General features: G+C 35.8%; 20 protein-coding genes. 6 read left to right on the top strand and 14 right to left on the bottom strand.

Annotated features, from left to right (window positions below; translation table 11 throughout):
• Window positions 1–68: 68 nt before the first annotated feature.
• The 8 genes from BST91_RS07000 to BST91_RS07035 form a co-directional block, all read right to left on the bottom strand.
• Window positions 69–875, bottom strand: coding sequence for an enoyl-ACP reductase FabI (locus BST91_RS07000; RefSeq protein WP_042280378.1), 807 nt, complete (start codon window positions 873–875; stop codon window positions 69–71).
• A 28-nt stretch (window positions 876–903) separates the two neighbouring features.
• The gene (recN, locus tag BST91_RS07005) at window positions 904–2,583 is read right to left on the bottom strand and encodes a DNA repair protein RecN (protein WP_085774936.1); all 1,680 of its coding nucleotides are present in this window, start codon (window positions 2,581–2,583) and stop codon (window positions 904–906) included.
• 84 nt (window positions 2,584–2,667) lie between these two features.
• Entirely contained in the window at window positions 2,668–3,567 is a 900-nt protein-coding gene (gene porD, locus BST91_RS07010; RefSeq protein ID WP_085774937.1) for a type IX secretion system protein PorD, read from the bottom strand.
• Entirely contained in the window at window positions 3,542–4,750 is a 1,209-nt protein-coding gene (gene coaBC, locus BST91_RS07015) for a bifunctional phosphopantothenoylcysteine decarboxylase/phosphopantothenate--cysteine ligase CoaBC (protein WP_085774938.1), read from the bottom strand. Before coaBC ends, porD begins: the two co-directional genes overlap by 26 nt.
• Window positions 4,751–4,757: 7 nt before the next feature.
• The gene (locus BST91_RS07020) at window positions 4,758–5,078 is read right to left on the bottom strand and encodes a DNA-directed RNA polymerase subunit omega (protein ID WP_042280383.1); all 321 of its coding nucleotides are present in this window, start codon (window positions 5,076–5,078) and stop codon (window positions 4,758–4,760) included.
• Between the two features lies 1 nt (window position 5,079).
• Window positions 5,080–5,883 (bottom strand): outer membrane protein assembly factor BamD, encoded by an 804-nt coding sequence (locus BST91_RS07025; RefSeq protein WP_085774939.1) that lies wholly within the window; start codon window positions 5,881–5,883, stop codon window positions 5,080–5,082.
• An 81-nt stretch (window positions 5,884–5,964) separates the two neighbouring features.
• Complete coding sequence (gene dapA / locus BST91_RS07030; protein ID WP_085774940.1) at window positions 5,965–6,840, bottom strand: 4-hydroxy-tetrahydrodipicolinate synthase; 876 nt, start codon at window positions 6,838–6,840, stop codon at window positions 5,965–5,967.
• A 1-nt stretch (window position 6,841) separates the two neighbouring features.
• The gene (locus tag BST91_RS07035; protein WP_169709766.1) at window positions 6,842–7,303 is read right to left on the bottom strand and encodes a DUF6913 domain-containing protein; all 462 of its coding nucleotides are present in this window, start codon (window positions 7,301–7,303) and stop codon (window positions 6,842–6,844) included.
• Between the two features lie 88 nt (window positions 7,304–7,391).
• Between BST91_RS07035 and BST91_RS07040 the strand changes: the two genes are divergently transcribed.
• Together BST91_RS07040 and BST91_RS07045 are read left to right on the top strand one after the other, a co-directional pair.
• Window positions 7,392–8,195: a 5'-nucleotidase C-terminal domain-containing protein gene (locus tag BST91_RS07040; protein ID WP_169709767.1), complete on the top strand. Its 804-nt coding sequence runs from the start codon at window positions 7,392–7,394 to the stop codon at window positions 8,193–8,195.
• 2 nt (window positions 8,196–8,197) lie between these two features.
• Complete coding sequence (locus tag BST91_RS07045) at window positions 8,198–9,121, top strand: metallophosphatase (RefSeq protein ID WP_085774943.1); 924 nt, start codon at window positions 8,198–8,200, stop codon at window positions 9,119–9,121.
• 5 nt (window positions 9,122–9,126) lie between these two features.
• Here BST91_RS07045 and BST91_RS07050 read toward each other — a convergent pair whose 3' ends face one another.
• Complete coding sequence (locus BST91_RS07050; RefSeq protein ID WP_085774944.1) at window positions 9,127–9,930, bottom strand: hypothetical protein; 804 nt, start codon at window positions 9,928–9,930, stop codon at window positions 9,127–9,129.
• Window positions 9,931–9,932: 2 nt separating this feature from the next.
• Complete coding sequence (gene ligA / locus BST91_RS07055) at window positions 9,933–11,987, bottom strand: NAD-dependent DNA ligase LigA (protein ID WP_085774945.1); 2,055 nt, start codon at window positions 11,985–11,987, stop codon at window positions 9,933–9,935.
• A gap of 49 nt (window positions 11,988–12,036) precedes the next feature.
• Between ligA and BST91_RS07060 the strand changes: the two genes are divergently transcribed.
• From BST91_RS07060 to BST91_RS07075, 4 genes are read left to right on the top strand one after another with little or no spacing between them, the layout of a single operon-like run.
• Window positions 12,037–14,328 (top strand): beta-N-acetylhexosaminidase, encoded by a 2,292-nt coding sequence (locus BST91_RS07060; protein WP_085774946.1) that lies wholly within the window; start codon window positions 12,037–12,039, stop codon window positions 14,326–14,328.
• Window positions 14,329–14,330: 2 nt separating this feature from the next.
• Window positions 14,331–14,948 (top strand): DUF2238 domain-containing protein, encoded by a 618-nt coding sequence (locus tag BST91_RS07065; RefSeq protein WP_085774947.1) that lies wholly within the window; start codon window positions 14,331–14,333, stop codon window positions 14,946–14,948.
• The gene (locus BST91_RS07070; protein ID WP_085774948.1) at window positions 14,945–15,676 is read left to right on the top strand and encodes a copper homeostasis protein CutC; all 732 of its coding nucleotides are present in this window, start codon (window positions 14,945–14,947) and stop codon (window positions 15,674–15,676) included. Before BST91_RS07065 ends, BST91_RS07070 begins: the two co-directional genes overlap by 4 nt.
• Window positions 15,666–18,173: a beta-mannosidase gene (locus BST91_RS07075; protein WP_085774949.1), complete on the top strand. Its 2,508-nt coding sequence runs from the start codon at window positions 15,666–15,668 to the stop codon at window positions 18,171–18,173. Before BST91_RS07070 ends, BST91_RS07075 begins: the two co-directional genes overlap by 11 nt.
• A gap of 6 nt (window positions 18,174–18,179) precedes the next feature.
• Here the strand turns inward: BST91_RS07075 and BST91_RS07080 are convergent, their stop codons facing one another.
• The 4 genes from BST91_RS07080 to BST91_RS07095 form a co-directional block, all read right to left on the bottom strand.
• Complete coding sequence (locus BST91_RS07080) at window positions 18,180–19,430, bottom strand: O-antigen translocase (protein ID WP_244895588.1); 1,251 nt, start codon at window positions 19,428–19,430, stop codon at window positions 18,180–18,182.
• Between the two features lie 44 nt (window positions 19,431–19,474).
• The gene (locus BST91_RS07085; protein ID WP_085774951.1) at window positions 19,475–20,509 is read right to left on the bottom strand and encodes a DegT/DnrJ/EryC1/StrS family aminotransferase; all 1,035 of its coding nucleotides are present in this window, start codon (window positions 20,507–20,509) and stop codon (window positions 19,475–19,477) included.
• Window positions 20,510–20,600: 91 nt separating this feature from the next.
• Window positions 20,601–20,879: a hypothetical protein gene (locus BST91_RS07090; protein ID WP_085774952.1), complete on the bottom strand. Its 279-nt coding sequence runs from the start codon at window positions 20,877–20,879 to the stop codon at window positions 20,601–20,603.
• A 256-nt stretch (window positions 20,880–21,135) separates the two neighbouring features.
• Complete coding sequence (locus tag BST91_RS07095; RefSeq protein ID WP_085774953.1) at window positions 21,136–22,086, bottom strand: GNAT family N-acetyltransferase; 951 nt, start codon at window positions 22,084–22,086, stop codon at window positions 21,136–21,138.

Consider the following 22,086-nt stretch of genomic DNA (forward strand, 5'->3'; position numbering starts at 1 on the left):
AAAACCTCCTCAATATTCAAAAAAAAAGCCTCGCTACTGCGAGGCTCCTATAATTAGGTATTGTTTTGTTAAAATTTCTCAATCACTTCTTGACTTACACCAGTATTTGAGAAGCCACCATCGTGAAATAAATTTTGCATGGTTACTTTTTTAGTATAATCAGAAAATAAAGTAACCGTATATTCCGCACAATCTTGAGCAGTAGCATTACCCAAAGGGCTCATTTTTTCAGCATAGCTCAAGAATCCTTCAAAACCTTTAACTCCACTACCAGCTGTAGTTGGTGTCGGTGACTGTGAAATCGTATTTACTCTTACTTTCTTTTCTTTACCAAAGAAATATCCAAAACTTCTAGCAATTGACTCTAGATATGCTTTATTATCTGCCATATCGTTGTAATCTGGGAATGTACGTTGAGCAGCCATATAGGTAAGTGCAACAATACTGCCCCATTCATTCATTGCATCATTTTTATGCAACGTTTGTAATACTTTATGAAATGATAAGGCACTTACATCCCATCCCTTTTCCGTGTAATTGTAGTTCTGATCTGTATAATGATTTCCTTTTCTTACATTAACACTCATACCTATTGAGTGAAGAACAAAATCTAATTTACCTCCTAAAATCTCAACCGACTCAGTTATCAATTTCTCTAAATCTTCTAAATTTGTTGCATCAGCTGGGATAATCTGACTTCCTGTTTGTTCTGCCAATTTATTTATTTGCCCCATACGCATCGCGACAGGAGCATTAGTCAAAACAAAAGTTGCTCCTTCTTCATGAGCTAATTGAGCTGTTTTCCAAGCTATCGAATTTTCATCTAACGCACCGAAGATTATTCCGCGCTTTCCTTTAAGTAAGTTGTAAGACATAATTTTTGATTAGGTGGCAAATATAAGATTATTGCAAAAGTACTCTTGCATTTTCTCGTGCTGCATCAGAAATTTTTCCACCGCTTAACATTTGTGCAATTTCTTCAATTCTAGCAGAAGCATCTAATTTGCTTATATTACTAATAGTTTTTTCGTTATCAATTTTTTTCTCAACCAATAAGTGTTCGTGACCTCTTGCTGCAATTTGTGGTAAATGAGTTATGGCTATAACCTGCATAGACTCACTCATCACCTGCATGATAGATGCCATTTTTTCGGCAATTGCACCACTCACTCCAGTATCAATCTCATCAAATATTATAGTTGGTAATTTTTTATTCACTGCCAGTTGTGATTTAATAGCGAGCATTACTCTAGATAACTCTCCACCACTAGCTGCTTTTTCAATAGGCTTCAAAGTTGATCCCATATTTGCAGTAAACAATAAGCCTACTACATCTTTACCTAAGTTGTGGAAGCTATCAGATGATTCAACTTTACAGTTTAATTGCGCATGTGGCATCCCTAAAGATTGAATTTGACTATCCAACTTCTTCTCCAAAGAATCTTTATACATGATTCTCATTCCCATTAATTCATCAGATAGATCTGTGCATTGATCGTGCTTTTCACTTAATAGTTTATTGAGTTCTGTTTTTCTCTTATCCAAACTCGATGTTTCTAACACTTTAGCAGCGAGCTCATCTCTAATCACTATAAGCTCAGAAATTGAATCAGTTTGGTGTTTTTTAAATAAATTTTGAATAGTGTTGAGAGTTTCATCAATCTCGGCAAGCCTTGAAGGGTCTGCCTCTATATTATCAAATTCTCTTTCTAAGGTTTCAACAATATCCTCAAGCTCCACTAACGTTGAACTAAGTCTTTGATCAATTTCACTATATAAAGACGAGAATCTTTTGATCCCAGAAATGGCTGCAATAGAAGATCGTAATTGTTCCACGACACCATGATCATCTTCATTAACGATCTTAAACGCCATACCCAACCCTTCTTTTATTGACTCAACATTACCCAATTGCTCTTGCTCTTCTTCAAGTAACTCTAGGTCAATACTTTCTAAATTAGAGTCTTCTAACTCACCAAGTAAAAAGATATTATAATCATTTTCTTTGATCAAGTTGTGCTCCTTTTCTTCGAGAGTTTTTAATTCCCGTTTCAAAGATTTAAATTCTGTAAATGATCTTTGATAATCACTCAGCACCTTTAAAAATGATCGCTTTTTATTTTTAGTTTCAAATGCAACATGAGCATCTAGCACCTCTCTTTGAAAGGAATCTCTAATTAAATCACGAGTATCATGTTGAGAGTGTATATCAATCAAGTATCCACCTAGTTGCTGTAGTACAGATAAGGTAACTGGCAAATCATTAACAAAAGCACGACTCTTCCCTGACGGTAGTATTATTCTTCTTAAAATAGTATGATTTTCATGATCGAGATCAAGATCTTCAAAAACCTTTTTTAAATCTAATGATGATAAATCAAAATGAGCTTCAACGACACATTTTGAATCAGAATCACGTACCACACTTAAGTCAGCGCGTTGACCTAGTATTAGACCAAGTGCTCCTAGAACTATTGATTTTCCCGCACCCGTCTCTCCAGTAATAGTTGTAAGACCAGTTGACACATCCAAATCTAGATGTTCAATCAAGGCAAAATTCTGTATATGTATTGAGGTAAGCAACTTACTTTAAACGATTTAATAATTCCAGTTAGACAAATAACATAAAGAACTAAATTAATCTAAAGTAATGGCATAGAAAAATGTTTACACACGAATTGTACGCCATTTAGACGATTGGTTGGGCGCTAGTTTCTGTAGTAACGTTTTTAAATCTCTGATGTTTACTGCAGGACCGTCAGAATAGATTCTAGATATCTCATCGGCTTTTGCATCAAAGAAAGTACGTTGTAATAAACTATTTGGTCTGCGCTTATTCAACTCCTCAAATTGCACTAAAATTGTTTTTAGTTTCTCCTTTGTCCTTTTAGGATCTTCTGCAAACTTATCCATACCTAATAAATGATATTCATACATCACTTTACGATATTCTACATACGTATCAGATAATAAATCATCATTGAGACGGTACCTTGAAATAAGTCCATCATTAGGTCTCCACCCACGAACCGAAGTATCTGACTGAGAAAGATTCACAATTTGTTGCGCTTCTCTGTGATAAGATTCCCCACCTTTAAATTCAAATGTATCTGCATCTATTCCTATTACAGTAAGAGCATAAAAAGAGACTAATGACAATAGGTTATTTTCATATTGGTTTTTGTTGTAAAAGAAAGGAGCATATTCTACATATTCAAACCTTACATCATTGTCTTTATAATTAAAAATAGGTGTGCTATAGGTACTATTAAAAACTGGACGAGATGCCGACACTTGGAAATTGCCCTCAAACCTATCATTGTCGTATACATTGACAACAAATACAAGAGACATAGTGATTTTTTCTTCATCCTCATATTCGTTATCCGTCCATTTAGTATTATTTAAAAACTCCTGCATAGAAGTTTCTAATGTTTTAAATATGGATAAATCTGGTTGAGCTACTCCTTGAGCATTAACTTGTACAGTAGCATTAAGCTCTTGGCCGTGGCCATATAAAAAGCTTAATAACAAAAACAGACTACTTAATCCTTTTAATAATCTCATTAACTATATCTTTTGCAACCTCAACCTTACTTTTTAATTCGAATGGAATGACTTCCTTTTCCTTAGTAATCAAGGTAATTTTATTGGTGTCTTTTTTAAAACCTGCACCTTTATCTCTCATAGAGTTTAAAACTAATAAATCAGTATTCTTTTTTTCCGCTTTCGCGAAAGCGTGATTCAACTCATCATTAGTCTCTAGAGCAAACCCCACAAGAAAAGGTTTGTTTTTTAACGCTCCTACACTTGCTAAAATATCGGGATTTTTAATCAATTCTATATGTAACGTGTCTTCCTTCTTTTTTATTTTGTTTGTAGCGACATCTTTAGGCCTGTAATCTGCAACAGCAGCACTAAAGATAGCAATATCCATTTCTGATACTATCTTGTGGACTGCATCGTACATATCACTAGCACTAGTCACATCGATGCGTTGAATTGAAGAATGCTCTACGATGACCGAACTTGGCCCCATGATCAAATGTACCTGTGCACCCATTTCTGCAGCTTGTACAGCAAGGGCCGCACCCATTTTTCCTGAACTGTGATTTCCAATAAAGCGTACTGGATCGATAGCCTCGTGAGTAGGGCCAGCCGTTATTAGAACTTTTTTATCGTGCAGAGGTAATTTTGACAAGATATCATTTTCAACGAAAGTGATAATTTCTTCAGGTTCGGCCATACGTCCTTTTCCTGACAAACCACTTGCTAGTTCTCCATCACCTGCTGGAATCATAAGGTTACCATAAGATTCCAACTTTTCAAAATTATGGAGTGTTGATGGATGCTTATACATATCAAGGTCCATGGCTGGAGCAAAGTAAACAGGGCATTTTGCGCTACAATATACCGCAAGCAGTAAATTATCAATTGTACCGCTTACCATTTTACTCAAAGTATTGGCTGTAGCTGGTGCAATAATGATTAAATCGGCCCAAAGACCTAATTCCACATGATTATTCCATGTATCATTTTCATCATCTTCATTGGTAAAATGAGAATGAACCGGATTCTTTGAAAGTGTAGATAAAGTAAGCGGTGTAACAAAATCTCGCGCAGCAGGAGTCATCACCACTTTAACGACAGCGCCTGCTTTAATAAGCAGGCGCGTCAAAAATGTTGTTTTATAAGCAGCAATACCACCAGTTACACCCAGTAATACTTTTTTACCACTTAGTATAGACATATCTTAATTAAGATTTGCTAGTATCTCTATGATAGATTTTACCATCTAACCATTCTTTTACAGCGATAGCTGTAGGCTTTGGCAAACGCTCATAAAATTTAGATACTTCAATTTGCTCCTTATTTTCAAAAACTTCTTCTAGTGAGTCATTGTAGGTAGCAAATTCTTCTAGCTTTTCAATTAGCTCTTCTTTGATATCTCCTTTAATCTGCTCAGCTCTTTTAGCGATAATTGAAATCGCTTCATACATATTACCAGTAGGTGAAGTAAGGGCATCACGATTGTAGGTAATAGTTGTAGTTGCTGCGTCTAAATTTTTAGTATCCATATTAATTACTCAAATTCTCTGATTCAAATTTTTCTATTTCGGCCATGATCTCCTGTGCATCATCTTTATATTCACTATTAGGAAATCTGCGTGCAAAGTTATTATAATATTTTTTAGCAAGCGCTAATCGTTCTGGAATTAAATTTTCAAAACTATTAACAGCATAAATATACTGAGATTCAAAAAGATAATAATGTGCATCATCTAGGTAATTTGATCCTGGATGATCGATTATAAAATTCTCAAAACCTGCTATAGCTGCTTTAATATAAATTCCGCCTCTGTGATGATATTGTTTAGCAATTTCATAGGCCTTACGATCTAATTTCTCTCTTAATTCAGCTACAAGAACATTAGCTTCTTCATTATACTTCCCTTCTGGGTAAGCATTTATATAATCTTGCAGTTTAACAAGTGCCGTATTAGTTTCAGATTGATCTTTAGAATATACAGGAGACATGTGATAGTAACTTTTGGCTCCTAAAAAAACCGCTTCCTCCACGTTGTTATCTAAAGGGTGAGAAGTTACAAATCGCTCAAATTGATAGGCACTACTTAAATACCTTCTATCTCCATAAAGCGCCTTGGCATACTTAATAGCCATAGGGGCAGCACTGTCAGTACCTCTATATAAGGGAATGATCTGTTCAAAAAGATCGATACTCTTACTATATTTCTCCTTCTTCATTAATGTATCAATCATACTCACCTTGACATTAGGATCATCTGATTTTAATGCCTTTTGATAAGGACCACAAGACACAAGAACTAAAAAGATAAAAAATATTAAAACAATTTGTTTCATACTACGGTATTGATAGGCTGCAAAAGTAATGTATTCACAACACTCCTTATAATTTTAATTGTGAACGACAGTTAATACGTTTTAGTACGCATTCATGAAATCAATTATACTAGTTCTCAATTTTTGTGAAATTGGCACTAATGGTAATCTTAAATGTTCTTCACATAAATCGAGATGGGCTAGCATTGCCTTAATACCACCAGGGTTTCCTTCGGCAAAAATTAAATCGATACTAGCTTCAAGTTTGTGATGCAGTTTATATGAATCTATTGAATTACCTTTTAAAGCTAGTCTAATCATTTCGCTAAAATCGCTAGGCAATCCTTGACCAATTACAGATATCACTCCAGCACCACCAGCAAGAGTCATTGCGTTGGCGATCATATCATCTCCAGATATCACAAGAAAATCATCTGGTGTATGTTTTATCATTTTCATGGCAGCTACAAGATCTCCTGCTGCTTCCTTTATCGCTACAATATTTGTATAATCATTTGCCAAACGAACTACCGTGTCAACAGCCATATTACTCGCTGTTCTTCCTGGAACATTATATAAAATAATAGGCTTATCAGTAGCTTGTGCGACTGCTGCAAAGTGTTGATAGATACCTTCTTGGGTAGGTTTGTTGTAAGCAGGTGAGACACTAAGTACTGCATCAAAAGATGAAAGGTCAGTTTGTTTTAATTCATCTACTACAACAGCTGTATTACTACCACCTATACCTATTACAAGAGGCAATCGTCCTGCATTGGTTTCAACCACGGTTTTTACAACATCCTGTTTTTCCTGTTTAGAAAGGGTAACGCTTTCTCCAGTCGTTCCTAAGACAACTAGATATTCTATACCATTATCAATTTGGTAATTCACTACGGACTGTAAAGCACTGTGATCCACATCACCATTTGCTTTAAAAGGAGTTACAAGTGCTACTCCTGTTCCTTTAAGTTGTTGCATATTATCGGGTTAAAATTTTTATATACTTTGCTATTTCTTTTACAAATACGTCTTTGTCGTTTGATGACACATTAATTGACAAATCATAAAGCTCTTCTCGTGCATCATTGATAGCTACTTTAAGAGCTGCCTGTGCCTTGATCGTCACAAATGTAGCTAGTTCATCCGGATCTTTTATGAGTAATATTTGTAAATCGTGTTTTTTTTCAATCGCCTCGACTAGTTGCTCATCAACAACGGTTGCATTCCATTTAATAGACTTTTCATCAAACGGAATACCATCCATTTCATGAAATTTCTTTTTATCAGTTACTTGATTTAAAACTGTCAAGTTTTTATCGTCAATTTTAAGTTGTTCACACCACCTTAAAATATCATCATAGGCAATTTGACTAGCGCTAGAGGTAATGACTAACAATGATTTAGGTACCACAGGAACACTATTCCTGTTTTGCGATTTCAATTTTCTTATCGCTTTCCTCAGCGATCTACGCTTTATTCCTTTAAAAAACATTTACTTTTACTGTGGAAACAAAAATAGAATATTTCACATGGCTTTTTGCTACAACTTTCCTCTTAAAACATATAGGAAATTAGGTGTTTATCTCGCTTTCGCGAAAGCGCTTTTCTTAATCACACTCTTAACTAGTTGCAATTCAAACACAAACGTTCATCTAGATACCGTTGACTATAAACGAATAGAAATAAACGACTCACTAGCTCAAGAAGATAGTATCGCACAATTTATTGCCCCTTATGGCGAAAAAATAAATCAAGAAATGAATAGAGTGCTTTGCTATAATCCTAAAAGCATGCACAAAAATGATACTCCACTGAACACAGCGCTTGGAAATATGCTATGTGAAATCATTATGGAACAAGTTAATCCTGTTGTTAAAAGTAGGTTAGATACTAACATTGATGTTGTTTTACTAAATCACGGAGGAATAAGAGCTCCCTTACCAGCTGGTGAGGTAACAACTAAAAGAGCCTATGAAATAATGCCTTTTGAAAATGAGGTTGTGGTTGCACAGCTTAATAAAGCTCAAATGGAGCAACTTATCCAATATATAGTAGATAGAGAAAGAGCTCATCCTTTCTCTGGTATGAAAATTTCTTTAAATGCTGATAGTAGCCTGAATAATGTATCTATAAACGATCAACCTTTAACTGAAAATATCTATTATGTTGCTACAAGTGATTACTTGTATAACGGAGGTGATAGCATGAACTTTTTTAACAATACAACGGTAACAAAAACTGATTATAAAATAAGAAATGCCATGATTGACTATTTCAAAAAGGTGGATACTCTTAAGTTTGAATCCGACAATAGATTTACTAAAGCAAATTAATCATGAAAAGAAGTACATTTCTTAAAAGTTCAACAGCTGCGGTAGCTGGAATGGGTTTATTTGCCAATTTTTCTACTGCAAACAGTTTATATAAAGTAAGTAGTATAACTGAAAAAAGTAAAAAGATCACCATTTTACATACTAATGATACTCACAGCCACATTGAACCTATTGTAGGAGGACGCAATGATGGTCGTGGTGGTGTTGCTCGTAGAGCAGCTTTAGTTAATCAAATTAGAAAGGAGAATCCTAATACTCTTTTGTTAGATTGTGGTGATATTTTTCAAGGAACCCCATACTTCAATTTCTATGGTGGAGAGCTAGAAATTAAACTCATGAGTATGATGGGATATGATGCGGCAACAATTGGTAATCATGATTTTGATAATGGAATAGATGGGTTGTACAAGCAGCTTCCACATGCCAATTTTGACTTTGTGATATCCAATTATGATTTCAAGAATACGATAATGGATGGTCATACATTAGAAAACAAGATAGTGACACTAGACGGCATCAAAATAGGAATGTTCGGATTAGGCATCGAACTAGATGGATTAGTAAATAAAACCAACTATAAAGAAACCAAATACCTAGATCCTATAGATATCGCTACAGATCAGGCACGTATACTCAAAGAGGAAAAAGGATGCGATCTAGTTATTTGCATGTCGCATTTGGGATATTCCTATAAATCAGATACTGTAAGTGATGTAAGCCTAGCAGCAGCGACGTCAAATATTGATGTAATAATTGGTGGTCACACCCATACATTTCTAGAAAAACCAGAATTGATTCTTAATAAAGAAGGAAAAAACGTGGTTGTTAATCAAGTAGGCTGCTATGGAATGTATCTAGGTAGAATAGATCTTTACTTAAACGAGACAGATATTAACAATCAAGCTGGAACGGTTTATAATCTATAGAAATATTATTTTACCCTTTTAAATCCTCTTTCAGGGAATTTAGTATCATACATAACTGGAGATTCTTCCATATAGTCGTAACAACTTTGAATTTTTTCAGAATCTGAAAACAGTAGCTTATTCTGCTTATCAAGCCGTAGATAGAGTAAATAAATTTCATCTCCTGCTCCACACATACCACGACCATTTCCTCCTGGCTTACTGGGTTCTATAACGGTGATAAGCATGTGGGTAATCTCATGAACTTCTTTAAATCCTTCTATTTGTACTTCATATACATATTCAAAACCCATCGTTCCAAAGTCTAATACCAAATCATCGTCAACCGTGAGGTAGGTATCATATTCCCCTAAATCCCAAAATTTACTTGCCACATCTTCTTCAAAAGTAACTTCCCAAACTTGTGAAGAACCTTTCTTATTCCAGCTCATATTATTGAATATACCATCATCAGAGTCTCCATAAAACATCTCGTCATAATTTACTGGATGACAACTATAATCTTCATCAATTTCTAGTTGAAAATCGCCATCGTATTTTGCATAAATGATGAATTCCTCATTTTCTGGATAAGTTGAAAAATAAACCTGTATGGGTATTGATTGAGTACTTGAATCGTATTTATACCAACCTGTATATTCTCTTTCATATTCACAAAAACCTTGATATTCCATGTACAAGGTTATAGGATATTCACCTACATTACCTTTTACCATCATTTGATTATTTGTGATAGTTCTATAGGAATAGGTTTGGGATTGCAACCAAAAACTATTTAAAGCGAGAAGAAAAACTATCAGTAATCTCATAATTATAGCATTTCTAAAAACTCTTGTTCACTAATCATGGTAATACCCAGTTTTTCAGCTTTGGCAAGTTTTGAAGGTCCCATTTTATCACCTCGAATGAGAAAGTCTGTTTTACTAGAAAGCGAGCTGCTTACCTTACCACCATTATCCTCAATAAGTTTTTTTAAATCATTACGCGACATTTCAAAAACACCAGAAACTACAAAGCTTTTACCAACTAGTTTATCAGTTTGACCTTCTAACTGCTCTTCGCTTAATGAGAATTGTAATCCAGCATTTTTTAACCGTTCTAGAATGGCTTGCTGCCTTTCGTCAACTATGAATTCTACAACAGTTTGTGCTATGCGGTCGCCTATTTCTGGGATAGCGGTTAGTTCTTCTAACTTCTTTTCTGTAGGACTGGAAACATCGGCAAATAAATCTAGATTTTCCTTATCAGGTGCTTCTGGTAAAGCTATGAGAGCATCCATGCTTTTATAATGTTTGGCTAGTTTTTTTGCCACTGTTTCACCTACGTACCGTATTCCCAAAGCAAAAAGAACACGCTCAAAAGGAATTTGCTTACTTGCTTGTATCCCGTTAATCATATTCTCTGCACTCTTTTGAGCCATACGTTCTAAAGGCAGAACTTGTTCGACGGTAAGGTCATATAAATCGGCATAGTTCGAAATTAGTCCTGCATCAACGAGTTGACCAACAGTCTCTGCTCCTATTCCATCAATATCCATTGCCTTTCTTGATATAAAATGCTCAATCCTACCTTTAATTTGTGGTGGGCATCCTAATTCATTGGGACAAAAATGTTGGGCTTCGCCTTCCTTACGGACTAGTTCTGTATTACACTCTGGACATCGTGTAGCATATTCAGTAGGGCTAGAATTATCTGGCCGTTTAGTAAGCTCTACAGCAACAATTTTAGGAATAATTTCTCCACCCTTTTCTACATAGACCTCATCTCCTACTCTAATATCTAGTTTTTCAATTTGATCGGCATTATGTAAACTCGCTCTTTTTACCGTAGTACCTGAAATTTCAACTGGTTCTAGATTCGCTACTGGTGTTATGGCTCCAGTACGACCTACTTGATAGGTGATTTCATTAAGTCTAGTACTCACCTGTTCTGCAGCAAATTTATAAGCCATTGCCCATCGTGGCGCCTTGGCTGTAAAGCCCAGCTCTTCTTGTTGTTGCAGGCTATTTACCTTTATAACAACTCCATCTGTTTCATAAGGTAAATCCTTTCTTGCAACATCCCAATGTTCTATATACTGCAACACCTCATCAATACTCTGCACTAATTGAGATTCTGCAGGCGCTTTGAAACCCCAATCACGCGCTAGGTTCAAACTGTCGTATTGTGATTGCACCGGTAAGTTATCTCCTGCAAGTTGATATAACAAACATTCCAGTGGTCGCTGTGCAACTATACTACTATCTTGTAATTTTAAACTACCACTAGCGGTATTACGTGGATTGCGATATAGTTCTAATCCTTGCGCTTCACGTTCTTGATTCATTTTATGAAATCCTTGCCACGGTAACACAATCTCACCACGAATTTCAAATTTATCAGGCACTTCACTAGCTCGTAGTTTTAATGGGACTGACTTAATGGTACGCACATTGGCAGTAACATTATCACCTTGAGTACCATCTCCACGAGTAACTGCCTTTACAAAAACTCCTTTTTCATACCTCAAACTTATACTAGCACCATCGTATTTAAGCTCGCATACATATTCAATAGGACCATCAACAATTTTTCTTAATCGCTGTTCCCAATCCAGTAAATCTTCTTTACTATAACTATTATCTAGTGAATACATGCGGTATTCATGCTTCACGGTTTCAAAATTCTTAGTGATTTCACCACCTACCCTAACACTGGGACTATTAGGGTCAAAAAACTCAGGATTTGCTGCCTCGAGTTGTTTGAGTTGCTCTAATTTCTTATCAAATTCAAAATCTGAAATGGTAGGATTGTCGTTTACATAATAGTTGTAATTATGTTCTCGCAATTCATTTCTTAATGCTAGTATTTGTTCTTCAGGACTCATTAAATTGTACTATCTTCTGCAAGTATTTTGTCGACTCTAAATTACAATAATGCTTCAAAGAATTCTACTAATCACCATATTGATATTAACAGTATTATCCTGTACCAAAACTACTAGACATGTAGACCTTAAAAGTCCCAGTATCATTCCTGCACCGCAATCCTTGCAGGTAAATGATGGATATTTTACGTTTCATGAAAACACTTCGTTTAGGTTTGATCCTGAGTTTCCTATGGCTGGCAAGTTCTTACTTGATCATTTTGATAAAATGGGTTTTGACGAGTTAAACGATTATGATGATAAGGAAGACAACTACATCTATTTGAAATTCAATGAAGAGATCAATAGTACCGAAGGGTACCGAATGAAAATCGATCCTAAACGAATACTTATTCATGCCAGTACGGATGCAGGCGCTTTCTATGCGGTACAATCGCTCATCCAGTTGTTCCCCATACTTAATGACAAGGATGAAATTCACTTACCAGCACTAACCATTGAGGATGAACCACGTTTTAAATATCGTGGTATGCACCTAGACGTTTCTAGACATATGTTTCCAGTAGCGTTTATCAAGAAATACATCGATGCTATGGCGATGTTAAAGATGAATAATTTTCACTGGCATCTAACTGATGATCAAGGCTGGCGCATCGAGATCAAACAATATCCTAAACTTCAAGAAGTGGCTGCCTACCGTGACAGTACTTTACTAGGACATTACAACGATACACCGCGCAAGTATGACAAGACTAGATATGGTGGATACTACACACAAGATGAAGTGCGTGAGATTATCGCTTTCGCGAAAGCGAGACACATCAACATCATTCCAGAAATCGAACTACCTGGTCATGCTCAAGCGGCAATTGCTGCCTATCCAGAACTAGGATGTACCAACGAAGCTGTGAACGTAGCTACAGAATGGGGCGTTTTTGACAACATTTATTGCCCTAACCCAGAGACTTTTGAGTTTCTAGAAAACGTACTAGACGAGGTAGCAGCCTTATTTCCATCACCATACATTCACATAGGCGGCGATGAGGCACCAAAAACACAGTGGAAACAAAGTGTAACCGCACAACGATTTATCAAAGAAAATGGATTAAAAGATGAATACGAATTACAATCCTACTTCATTAAACATTTTGAAAAATACCTAGCTTCAAAAGGCAAGAAAATCATCGGGTGGGATGAAATCCTAGAAGGCGGACTAGCTAAGGATGCCACGGTTATGAGTTGGCGCGGCATGCAAGGTGCCATAGACGCTGCAAAGAAAGGTAACGATGTTATTATGACGCCTACTTCTCATTGTTATTTTGATTATTACCAAAGCGATAATGAAAATGAACCACTAGCTATAGGCGGCTTTTTACCATTAGAAAAAGTATATGGTTTCAATCCAATTCCAGATGAACTTAGTGGTGAAGAAATAAAACACGTTTTAGGCGTACAAGGAAATGTATGGACTGAGTACATGCCTACTACAGATCAAGTAGAATACATGGCTTTCCCACGTATGCTAGCACTAAGTGAGGTCGCTTGGTCTCCAGTAGAAAAACGAGATTATAACTTGTTTGTCAATAACCTAGAAGTCATGCTACCACGGCTAGACGCTATGGATATTAAATACGCCAATCATTTATATGAAATTGAAGGAAATTTGAATGAAGATCAAGAATATGAATTAAGCACTAAAACCTTAGGCAAAGAAATCAGATACACTACTGACGGAACTGAGCCAAATGCCAATTCAACTATTTATGAATCGCCTATTCCATTTAAGGAAAACATGATTGTAAAAGCTCAAGTATTTGACAATGCTCAGCCGCTTGGACGTTTATTCTCTCAAGAATTCTTTTATCATAAAGGTGTTGGCGCCACTATTACCATTAATCATCCACCACATAAATCCTATAGTGGTAGTGGTGCAAATGGACTTATCAATGGTATAGTAGGTAGTGATACACGTTACGGTGATAAAGAATGGTTGGGTTTTTGGGGTGATGATCTGGAAATTGAAATCGAGTTTGATGAACCTACTGAAGTAAACGAAATTCAGTTGCGATTTTACCACGCACCTGGTCAGTGGATTTATTCGCCAAAAAATGTAAATGGTTCTGTTTATTATACGAACGGTGATTTTTTCGCTACAGATGATTTTTATACCATAAATAATAATATTTCAAAGTGCATACTGGAACTTATTCCACCTGAAGACCGTTCTGCTAGATTTAAAAAAATACAGCTAGAAATCCCTAACTACGGTATCATTCCAGATGGCGCACAAGGCGCTGGAAATAAAGCCTGGACATTTATTGACGAAATCATCATCAAATAAGCATGAACAACCTACCTAAACACCTACTTTTTTACCTAGTCTTTTTGACCGGATTATTAATCTGGTCGGGAATTGAACCTAAAGAACGATTTACTTGGTTTCTAGAAGTTCTTCCTGCCGTGATAGGGATGATGATATTGATTTTTACCTACAGGAACTTTAAGTTTTCAAACCTTACCTACTTCTGGATATTTGTTCATTGTATTATTCTAATTATAGGTGGAAAATATACCTATGCAGATGTACCACTTTTTGACTGGATACAAGAATACTTTGATCACTCCAGGAACAATTATGATAAGTTAGGGCATTTCATTCAAGGCTTTACACCAGCATTAATTGTGCGTGAAGTATTACTACGTAAAAACGTAGTTCACGGTAAAAAATGGCTTGTATTTATTGTGATCTCCACATGTCTTGCTATAAGTGCAGCTTATGAATTAATAGAAGCTGTCGTGTCCATGATCGTAAGTGATGGTGCAGACAGTTTTCTAGGTATGCAAGGTTATGTTTGGGATACGCAAACTGATATGCTACTTGCATTAATTGGTGCTTGTATCGCTGTTGCTTTTTTGAGTAATTTTCAAGATAAATCCATCGCTAAAATTGAAACAACATGATTTTAGAAATCTGCGCTGCAAATTATCAAAGTGCCATCAATGCTCAAAATGCTGGCGCTCATCGTATAGAGTTGTGTAGCGAGCTAGCGGTTGGTGGAATTACACCAAGTTTTGGATTGCTCAAAAAGGTAATTGCAGACCTCAAAATTCCTGTAATGGTATTGATACGACCACGATCTGGTGATTTTGTGTACAGCAAAGCCGAGTTTGAAATCATGAAACAGGATATTCAACTTTGCAAAGAGTTAGGTGCCGCTGGTATTGTTTCTGGAGTATTGACTTCAGATTTTAAAGTGGATATTAAACGTACTAGCGAACTCATAGAACTTTCCAGACCGTTACCTTTTACCTTTCACAGAGCTTTTGATCACGTAGAAAACCCACCGCAGGCCTTGTTTGATTTGATCAATTTAGGTGCACATCGCATACTCAGCTCTGGTCAGCAAGCAAGTTCTTTTGAAGGTATTAGTTTATTAATGGAGTTACAGCAACAAGCAGGCGATGAACTCATCATCGTGCCTGGTGGTGGCATTAATGCTAGTAATAGTGATGCTTTCGCGAAAGCGAACTTCAAAGAAATCCACGCAAGCGCTACAGCAATCTGTGAGCAAACCAGTGAAGAGAAAGTGCCTATGAATACACCTAAATTTCTTCAAGAAAACATAGAAATCACATCAAACATTGAAAGCATTAAAGCAATCCTTAATAGAATCACGCATGAAATATAGTTGGCTCCTAATCATAGTGATTTCACTAGTCTCATGTAATGATAAACAACCCCATGTAAAGCGTCAATATCTCAACCATAACTGGTCCTTATTAAAAGAAGCTGACAATAGTTTAGTATCAGATTCTGTAAGTATTCCATCAACGGTTCACAAAGAGTTATTACCACTTATCGAGCATCCTTTTCAAGGGAATAATGAAGATAGTTTACAGTGGATTACTGAGGAAAACTGGATTTACAAAACCATTTTTAAGGTAAACAAAGAAATTCTTGCCAAAGAACACATTACTTTAAACTTTGAAGGCATTGATACGTATGCCAGCATTGAGCTCAATGGCCATAAGATTCTTGACACCGACAATGCTTTTCTCAACTGGCAGATAGATGTAAAGCCATTTATAGAAAAAGAAAATGAGCTTTACGTTACCATAAAGTCTCCTTTAGAAATAGAACTTCAAAAAGCAGCAGCAAATCCGTATCAATTACCAGAAGGAAATCGAGTTTATACACGCAAAGCGCAATTTCAATACGGTTGGGATTGGGGTCCAAACCTAAACACTATGGGAGTTTGGAAACCAGTTTATCTTGAGGCTTACAACGATTTTAAAATTAAGGATATTTACTTGAAGCAAAATAGTCTTAATGATTCTATTGCAAATCTTTCGGCGCAAGTGACATTATCAAAACCTGTTTCCTCACCGCTTACCTATTCTCTTAAAATCAACGACAGTATATATCCATATAAAATTACAGACTCCTTGACAGTAGCCACAAAAACAGATACTCAAGAACTGCATTTTGAAATACAAAATCCTAAAAAATGGTGGCCGCATAATCTAGGCGAACCCTACTTATATGAGGTAGAGATTAGCATTTTTAAAGATGAAGACCTTATTGATCAAAAAACAATTAATAAAGGACTGCGCACAGTAGAATTGGTCAACGAACAAGACAAATATGGAACCAGCTTTTATTTCAAGGTGAACGACGTTCCGGTATATGCAAAAGGCGCAAACTACATTCCACAAAACAGCATGCAAGATTTGGTCACGGATGATCATTATGAAAAGCTTTTAAATGACGCTGTAGATGCAAATATGAACATGCTACGTGTTTGGGGTGGCGGCATTTATGAGAGTAATGTTTTCTATGAAAAATGTGATGAAAAAGGAATAATGGTATGGCAAGATTTTATGTTTGCTTGTGCGATGTATCCCAGTGGAGATAGCTTTCGCGAAAGCGTAAAAAAAGAGGTCACTCAACAACTTACTAGATTACGAGATCATTCGAGTATAGTACTGTGGTGCGGTAACAATGAAAGTCGTGAAGGCTGGCATCGCTGGGGCTGGCAGGAAGGTCGCAGTCAGCAAGAACGTGACAGTATGTGGGAAGATTACCGAAACATTTTTCAAATAGACATGCCGAAATACGTAGCCGAAATGACCAAGGAACCCTACTGGGAAAGCTCACCACAATACGGTCGTGGCAATCCTAAATATGAGTTTCATGGCGATGCACATGACTGGCGCGTGTGGCACGATGCTTACCCGTTTGAGCATTTTGAAGAGCATGTACCAAGGTTTATGAGTGAATTTGGTTTTCAGGCGCATCCATCTTTTGAAACCATTCGCTACATTAATTCATCTGGTGAAGTAGATATTAAGTCAAAGGAATATGCTACACACCAAAAACACGCTCGAGGTGACGAGCTTATACAAACTTACATGGAGCGCGATTTTCCCGTATCAGAAAATGATGAAGATTACGTGTACGTAAGTCAGCTCGTACAAGCTTATGGAATGTCTAAAGGAATTCAAGCGCATCGTCGTGTGCGACCTTACAATATGGGAACGCTATACTGGCAGCTCAACGACTGCTGGCCAGCAGTAAGCTGGTCGAGTATCGATTATTTTGGCAACTGGAAAGCCTTACACTATCAGGTAAAACGTGATTTTGAGAATGTACTTATAAGCAACATGATTGAAAATGATACATTGAAAACGTATGTGGTAAATGATAATCTCGAGTCAGAAGTAGGCGATTTCAAAATCGAAATCAAAGACTTTTCAGGCAAATCGCTTTTTGTTGATACCATCGATAGTTCTATTTGCTCAGTTAATGCTGGTTCTAGTGAGCTCATTCATGAGCTTTCCTTAAATCATTTAAACCTTGATCTAAACAAAATTTATGTGTCTTACCAATTTGGTAATCACAAAAGCATTAAAACTTTAACAAGGCCAAAAGATCTAAAATTACCTAAAGCAGAAATCAAAATAAAAAGTCCAAAGCGTAATGACTTTTATGAAATTACGATCGTTTCAAATGTATTTGTAAAGGATCTATTCGTCTTTTCTAGTATAGATGGTCATTTTTCTGATAATTTCTTTGACTTGGAGCCTAATACTGAAAAATCAATTCTATTCTATCCAAAATCGGAAGAGCATGGTGTCTTGCAGATTAAATGCTTAAATGATATGGTAAGTATGAGTGTGAAATAATTTTGTTTATTGCTCCAACGAACCAAACAATTCTTTTCTCAAAAGCAAGATCAAAATTAAAAAGTAAAATATGTAATTTAAAAAGTAAGCCATTACTACGGCATTTTTACCATAGTACGGTAATAAAACCATGGTAAAAAGATAGAAACAAAAAATGCTTATAAGTTCAGCCACTAGATAGCGTTTAAGATCATTTAATGCGATAAACCTAAAAGCCATTACGGTGGTGATGACCTTGATGAAGTCACCTAATAATTGCCATTTAAACATGCTAGAAGCAGGTAAAAACTCCGTAGTAAATAAATATTCAAGAATTAAATCTCTACAGAAATAAACAGATATAAGTCCAGCTACAACTAAAGGAAGTATGGTTTTATAAAAATTCCATATGGTACTTCTATATTGTTTAAAACTAGAATCCTTGCTCAAATTAGGTAATACGTATAAACTGATTAACGTGGTAACAAATACCATGTAATATCCTGAAATACGTTGAACAGATTCCCACCATCCTGCTGCATGGTCGCTTACTTGATCAATAACCTCGTTGCGCACTTCAATGTTTACAAGCGGTATAAGTATAGCGCTCACTAAAGCCATAACACTGTATTTAAAGAGCTGTAGTGCTTGCTCATTGCTCCATTCAATTGAAAAGGTGAGCACTCCTTTTTTACCTTTTAAATAAAAGAAGTACACCAAAAGAGCCAAAATAAATTGAACATAAGGCGTCACAGCTATACTAAGCAGCGCACCGTATAAATTCTCATTTACAATTAAATAAGCGCCCAGAACAAATACCGACAAGGCAACGATAATATTAAGAACCACATAGGTCTTAAACCACTCAAATCCTTGCAACAAGGAACTTACTGCCACAAAAACAAAGTAAAATGGTAATGAACAGCCAAAGATCCGTAAGACAAATGAATAACTATCACTATCAAATAAATACAAAGACAGCCAGCTAGCTGTAAAGTTGATACCTATAGCGGTTAATACACTTACTATAAAAGTTGCTATCCATGCTGTTGTAAAAGTTTTGCTTAATAGTTTAGGCTCATTCTTTAAGGCAGCAGCGTTTTTAGTAAGACCGTTTTCCAATCCCAGAACGGACAGGCTTTGAAGTCCTTGAGAAAAATTTCGTAAGTTTCCTAAATAACCCAATCCTGCATCACCCACAAATCGAGCCAAAAGATTAGACATAACAGCACCTAGCGTAATCCTGACAAGAATAAAAATACTATTCCAACTTGCCATTTTAAGCAGCATATTTCTATTAAACAATAAAAACAGCCTGCGCATCAATAAGAATTTATGGTTTGTATAATATGATGAACCTCTTGAGTATCTAACAAAGGATGGCATGGAAGACTTACCTGTTGTTGATGTCTACTTTCTGTGGCGGGAAATTGTAAGTCATTCCACTTAGAAAATGCTTTTTGTTGATGAGGTGGTACCTCATAATGACATCCAGTTTGTATTCCATGATGTTTCATGAAGTCTATAAAGGCTAACCTATCTTCTACAAAAATTGGGTAAATATGAAACACTGAACGATTTGCTAATTGCGTGCTTAGTAGCTGCACCTTTTTGTTATCAATACCTTGCCTGTATTTGTATGCGATGGATCTACGAGAGTTGTTGTCGCTTTCTAAAACCTGTAATCGCGTACTCAAAAAAAGCGCCTGTAAAGGATCCATGCGTGAATTTACTCCTATCTCACTATTTAAAAATTGGCTATCACGTCCGTAATTGGCGATTTTGCGACACATTGCCGCTAGCTCTTGGTCGTTTGTGGTGATAGCGCCTGCATCACCTAGTGCTCCTAAATTTTTAGTAGGATAAAAAGAAAAGGCACTTGCCGCTGCAAGACTTCCACTAGTTTTACCGCTACTTGTGCGACCACCGTGAGATTGTGCTGTATCGGTATATATTTTTTTGTGGTTCGCTTTCGCGAAAGCGTACACATCATCATCTACCATGATTCCATATAGATCCACCACTATAATAGCATCATAGTCTTCTTTAATTTTTTTAAGATCATCAACCTGTACGACACACTGCTCTGTTTCAAATAATACAGGTGTGTGATGGCTGTGTACAACGCTTAAAATAGTTGCTATATAGGTATTTGCGGGCACCGCAATTTTAGCATTTTTAGGAAGTTGATTCAAAGCGGTTTCTGCTCTTAGAATAATACTCAAGGCATCCAATCCATTACCAGTACTCACGCAGCATTGAACATTACAATAGCTTGCAAATTTCTTTTCAAATGTATCTACAAATTGACCACCAATATACCTACCAGATTCATGCAACTCTTTTATAGATTCCATATCCTGAGGTAGAAATCGGTTTTGTATTTTTTTTAAATCGAGAAATGGAATGTGCACAAAAATTATTTATTACGAATATATAAAGAGTTTCCTATACAGGAATCTCGCTTAAAAACCATCTATAAGCTAGGTAAATTAAAAATCCAAAGTTGATTATTGTAACAATGAATTTCTTTACAGTAAAAGGTCTTTTTAAACTTAACAAACTTGCTATAGATCCAGCTATCACAATCACTGCAAAAAAGGTCATGAGATACGATATCCATGAATTGATATCATTAGAGACTGTGCGAGGAATAAAACTTAGTATTATGAAAATTCCAAATACTACAACTTGTATAACGGCAAAATGAAAGGCTTTCTTTTCCAATGATTTACATTAAAATAACACTCATTAACTATGCTTAACCCAAATGTAACACCTTGAAATGGAACACCACCGTACATTTGTAATGAATTACATAACAAACGAAATAATTATTGTAATATTCGATATAAAGAAAAACGTAAACTAAAGTTTTTCTTGCTATGAAAAAGAAAAATATTCCTTAATCGACTTTGATTGTTAAAAGATTCATTTGATAAAATAGCCTAAAACCAGCGCCTGATTAGCGCTGGTTTTTTTATTATTTATTTGGTTTAAAATGCCAAACCGTTTGTGTTTCAAAACTCGCTCCCATCTCCTTCTTATTTTTAGCGAGGCCTTTATTTATTCCTCCATTAGGATCATCTACGGCACCTAGATCATATTTAGTGATATTACACTGTCTTAAAACTTCTATAGTTTCTAAATATAAAAAATCCATAGCCCTTAATGATCTTGCCTCGATTGTACTTGCCATATATTGAGCTCTTGCAATATTTCCTTTGATGAAAATTACGACACCGGCAATTATTCCCTCTTGATTAGAAACAGTATAAAGTCGGATTTCTTCGGGAAATTTACTCTTCAACTTTTCAATTTCCTGAAGACTATGAACAGGACTAGCAGCATATTTATGTTGCAACAAGGGCACTAATACTTGATTCCAAAATTCACCCCAGTTATCATTTTCTTTAAAGATTAAATCATTCCAATTACCATTGCGATAACCAGCGGTCCGTTTAGATGAAATAGACAAATCAACATTTAATTCAAGGTAGGCATTATTAACCCTTTTAAATGGCTGAAAGTCTATACTTTCAATTACCTCATTTATAAAACGGTTGATTTGAGAATATGAGTTAAACGGTTGTTTGATAGATATATCCTTAATTTCATTTGAAATTAGATAAGACACCACTTGATTCATAACCTGTTTAAGAACATCCTTTGACAAATCCTGATCTAGAATTATACCGCCATAAGTAAGACCTTGATGACTGTACCACTTGTCTCCTACTCTATTACCAGGTAATACAGCAATAAGAGTTTGTGACCTATAAACCATTAGGCTATAATCATTAAAACGATCCTCATGGTACTCCATGAAAGATCGTTTTAATATAAAGGTACCGTTAAGAGATGAATCTATAAATTTATTCCATGAAGTAGCATCATCACTAGAATAACGATGGATGACTATTTCATTATTCAT

Origin of the sequence: Nonlabens tegetincola, assembly GCF_002117085.1 — a bacterium.
Lineage (GTDB): Bacteria > Bacteroidota > Bacteroidia > Flavobacteriales > Flavobacteriaceae > Nonlabens > Nonlabens tegetincola.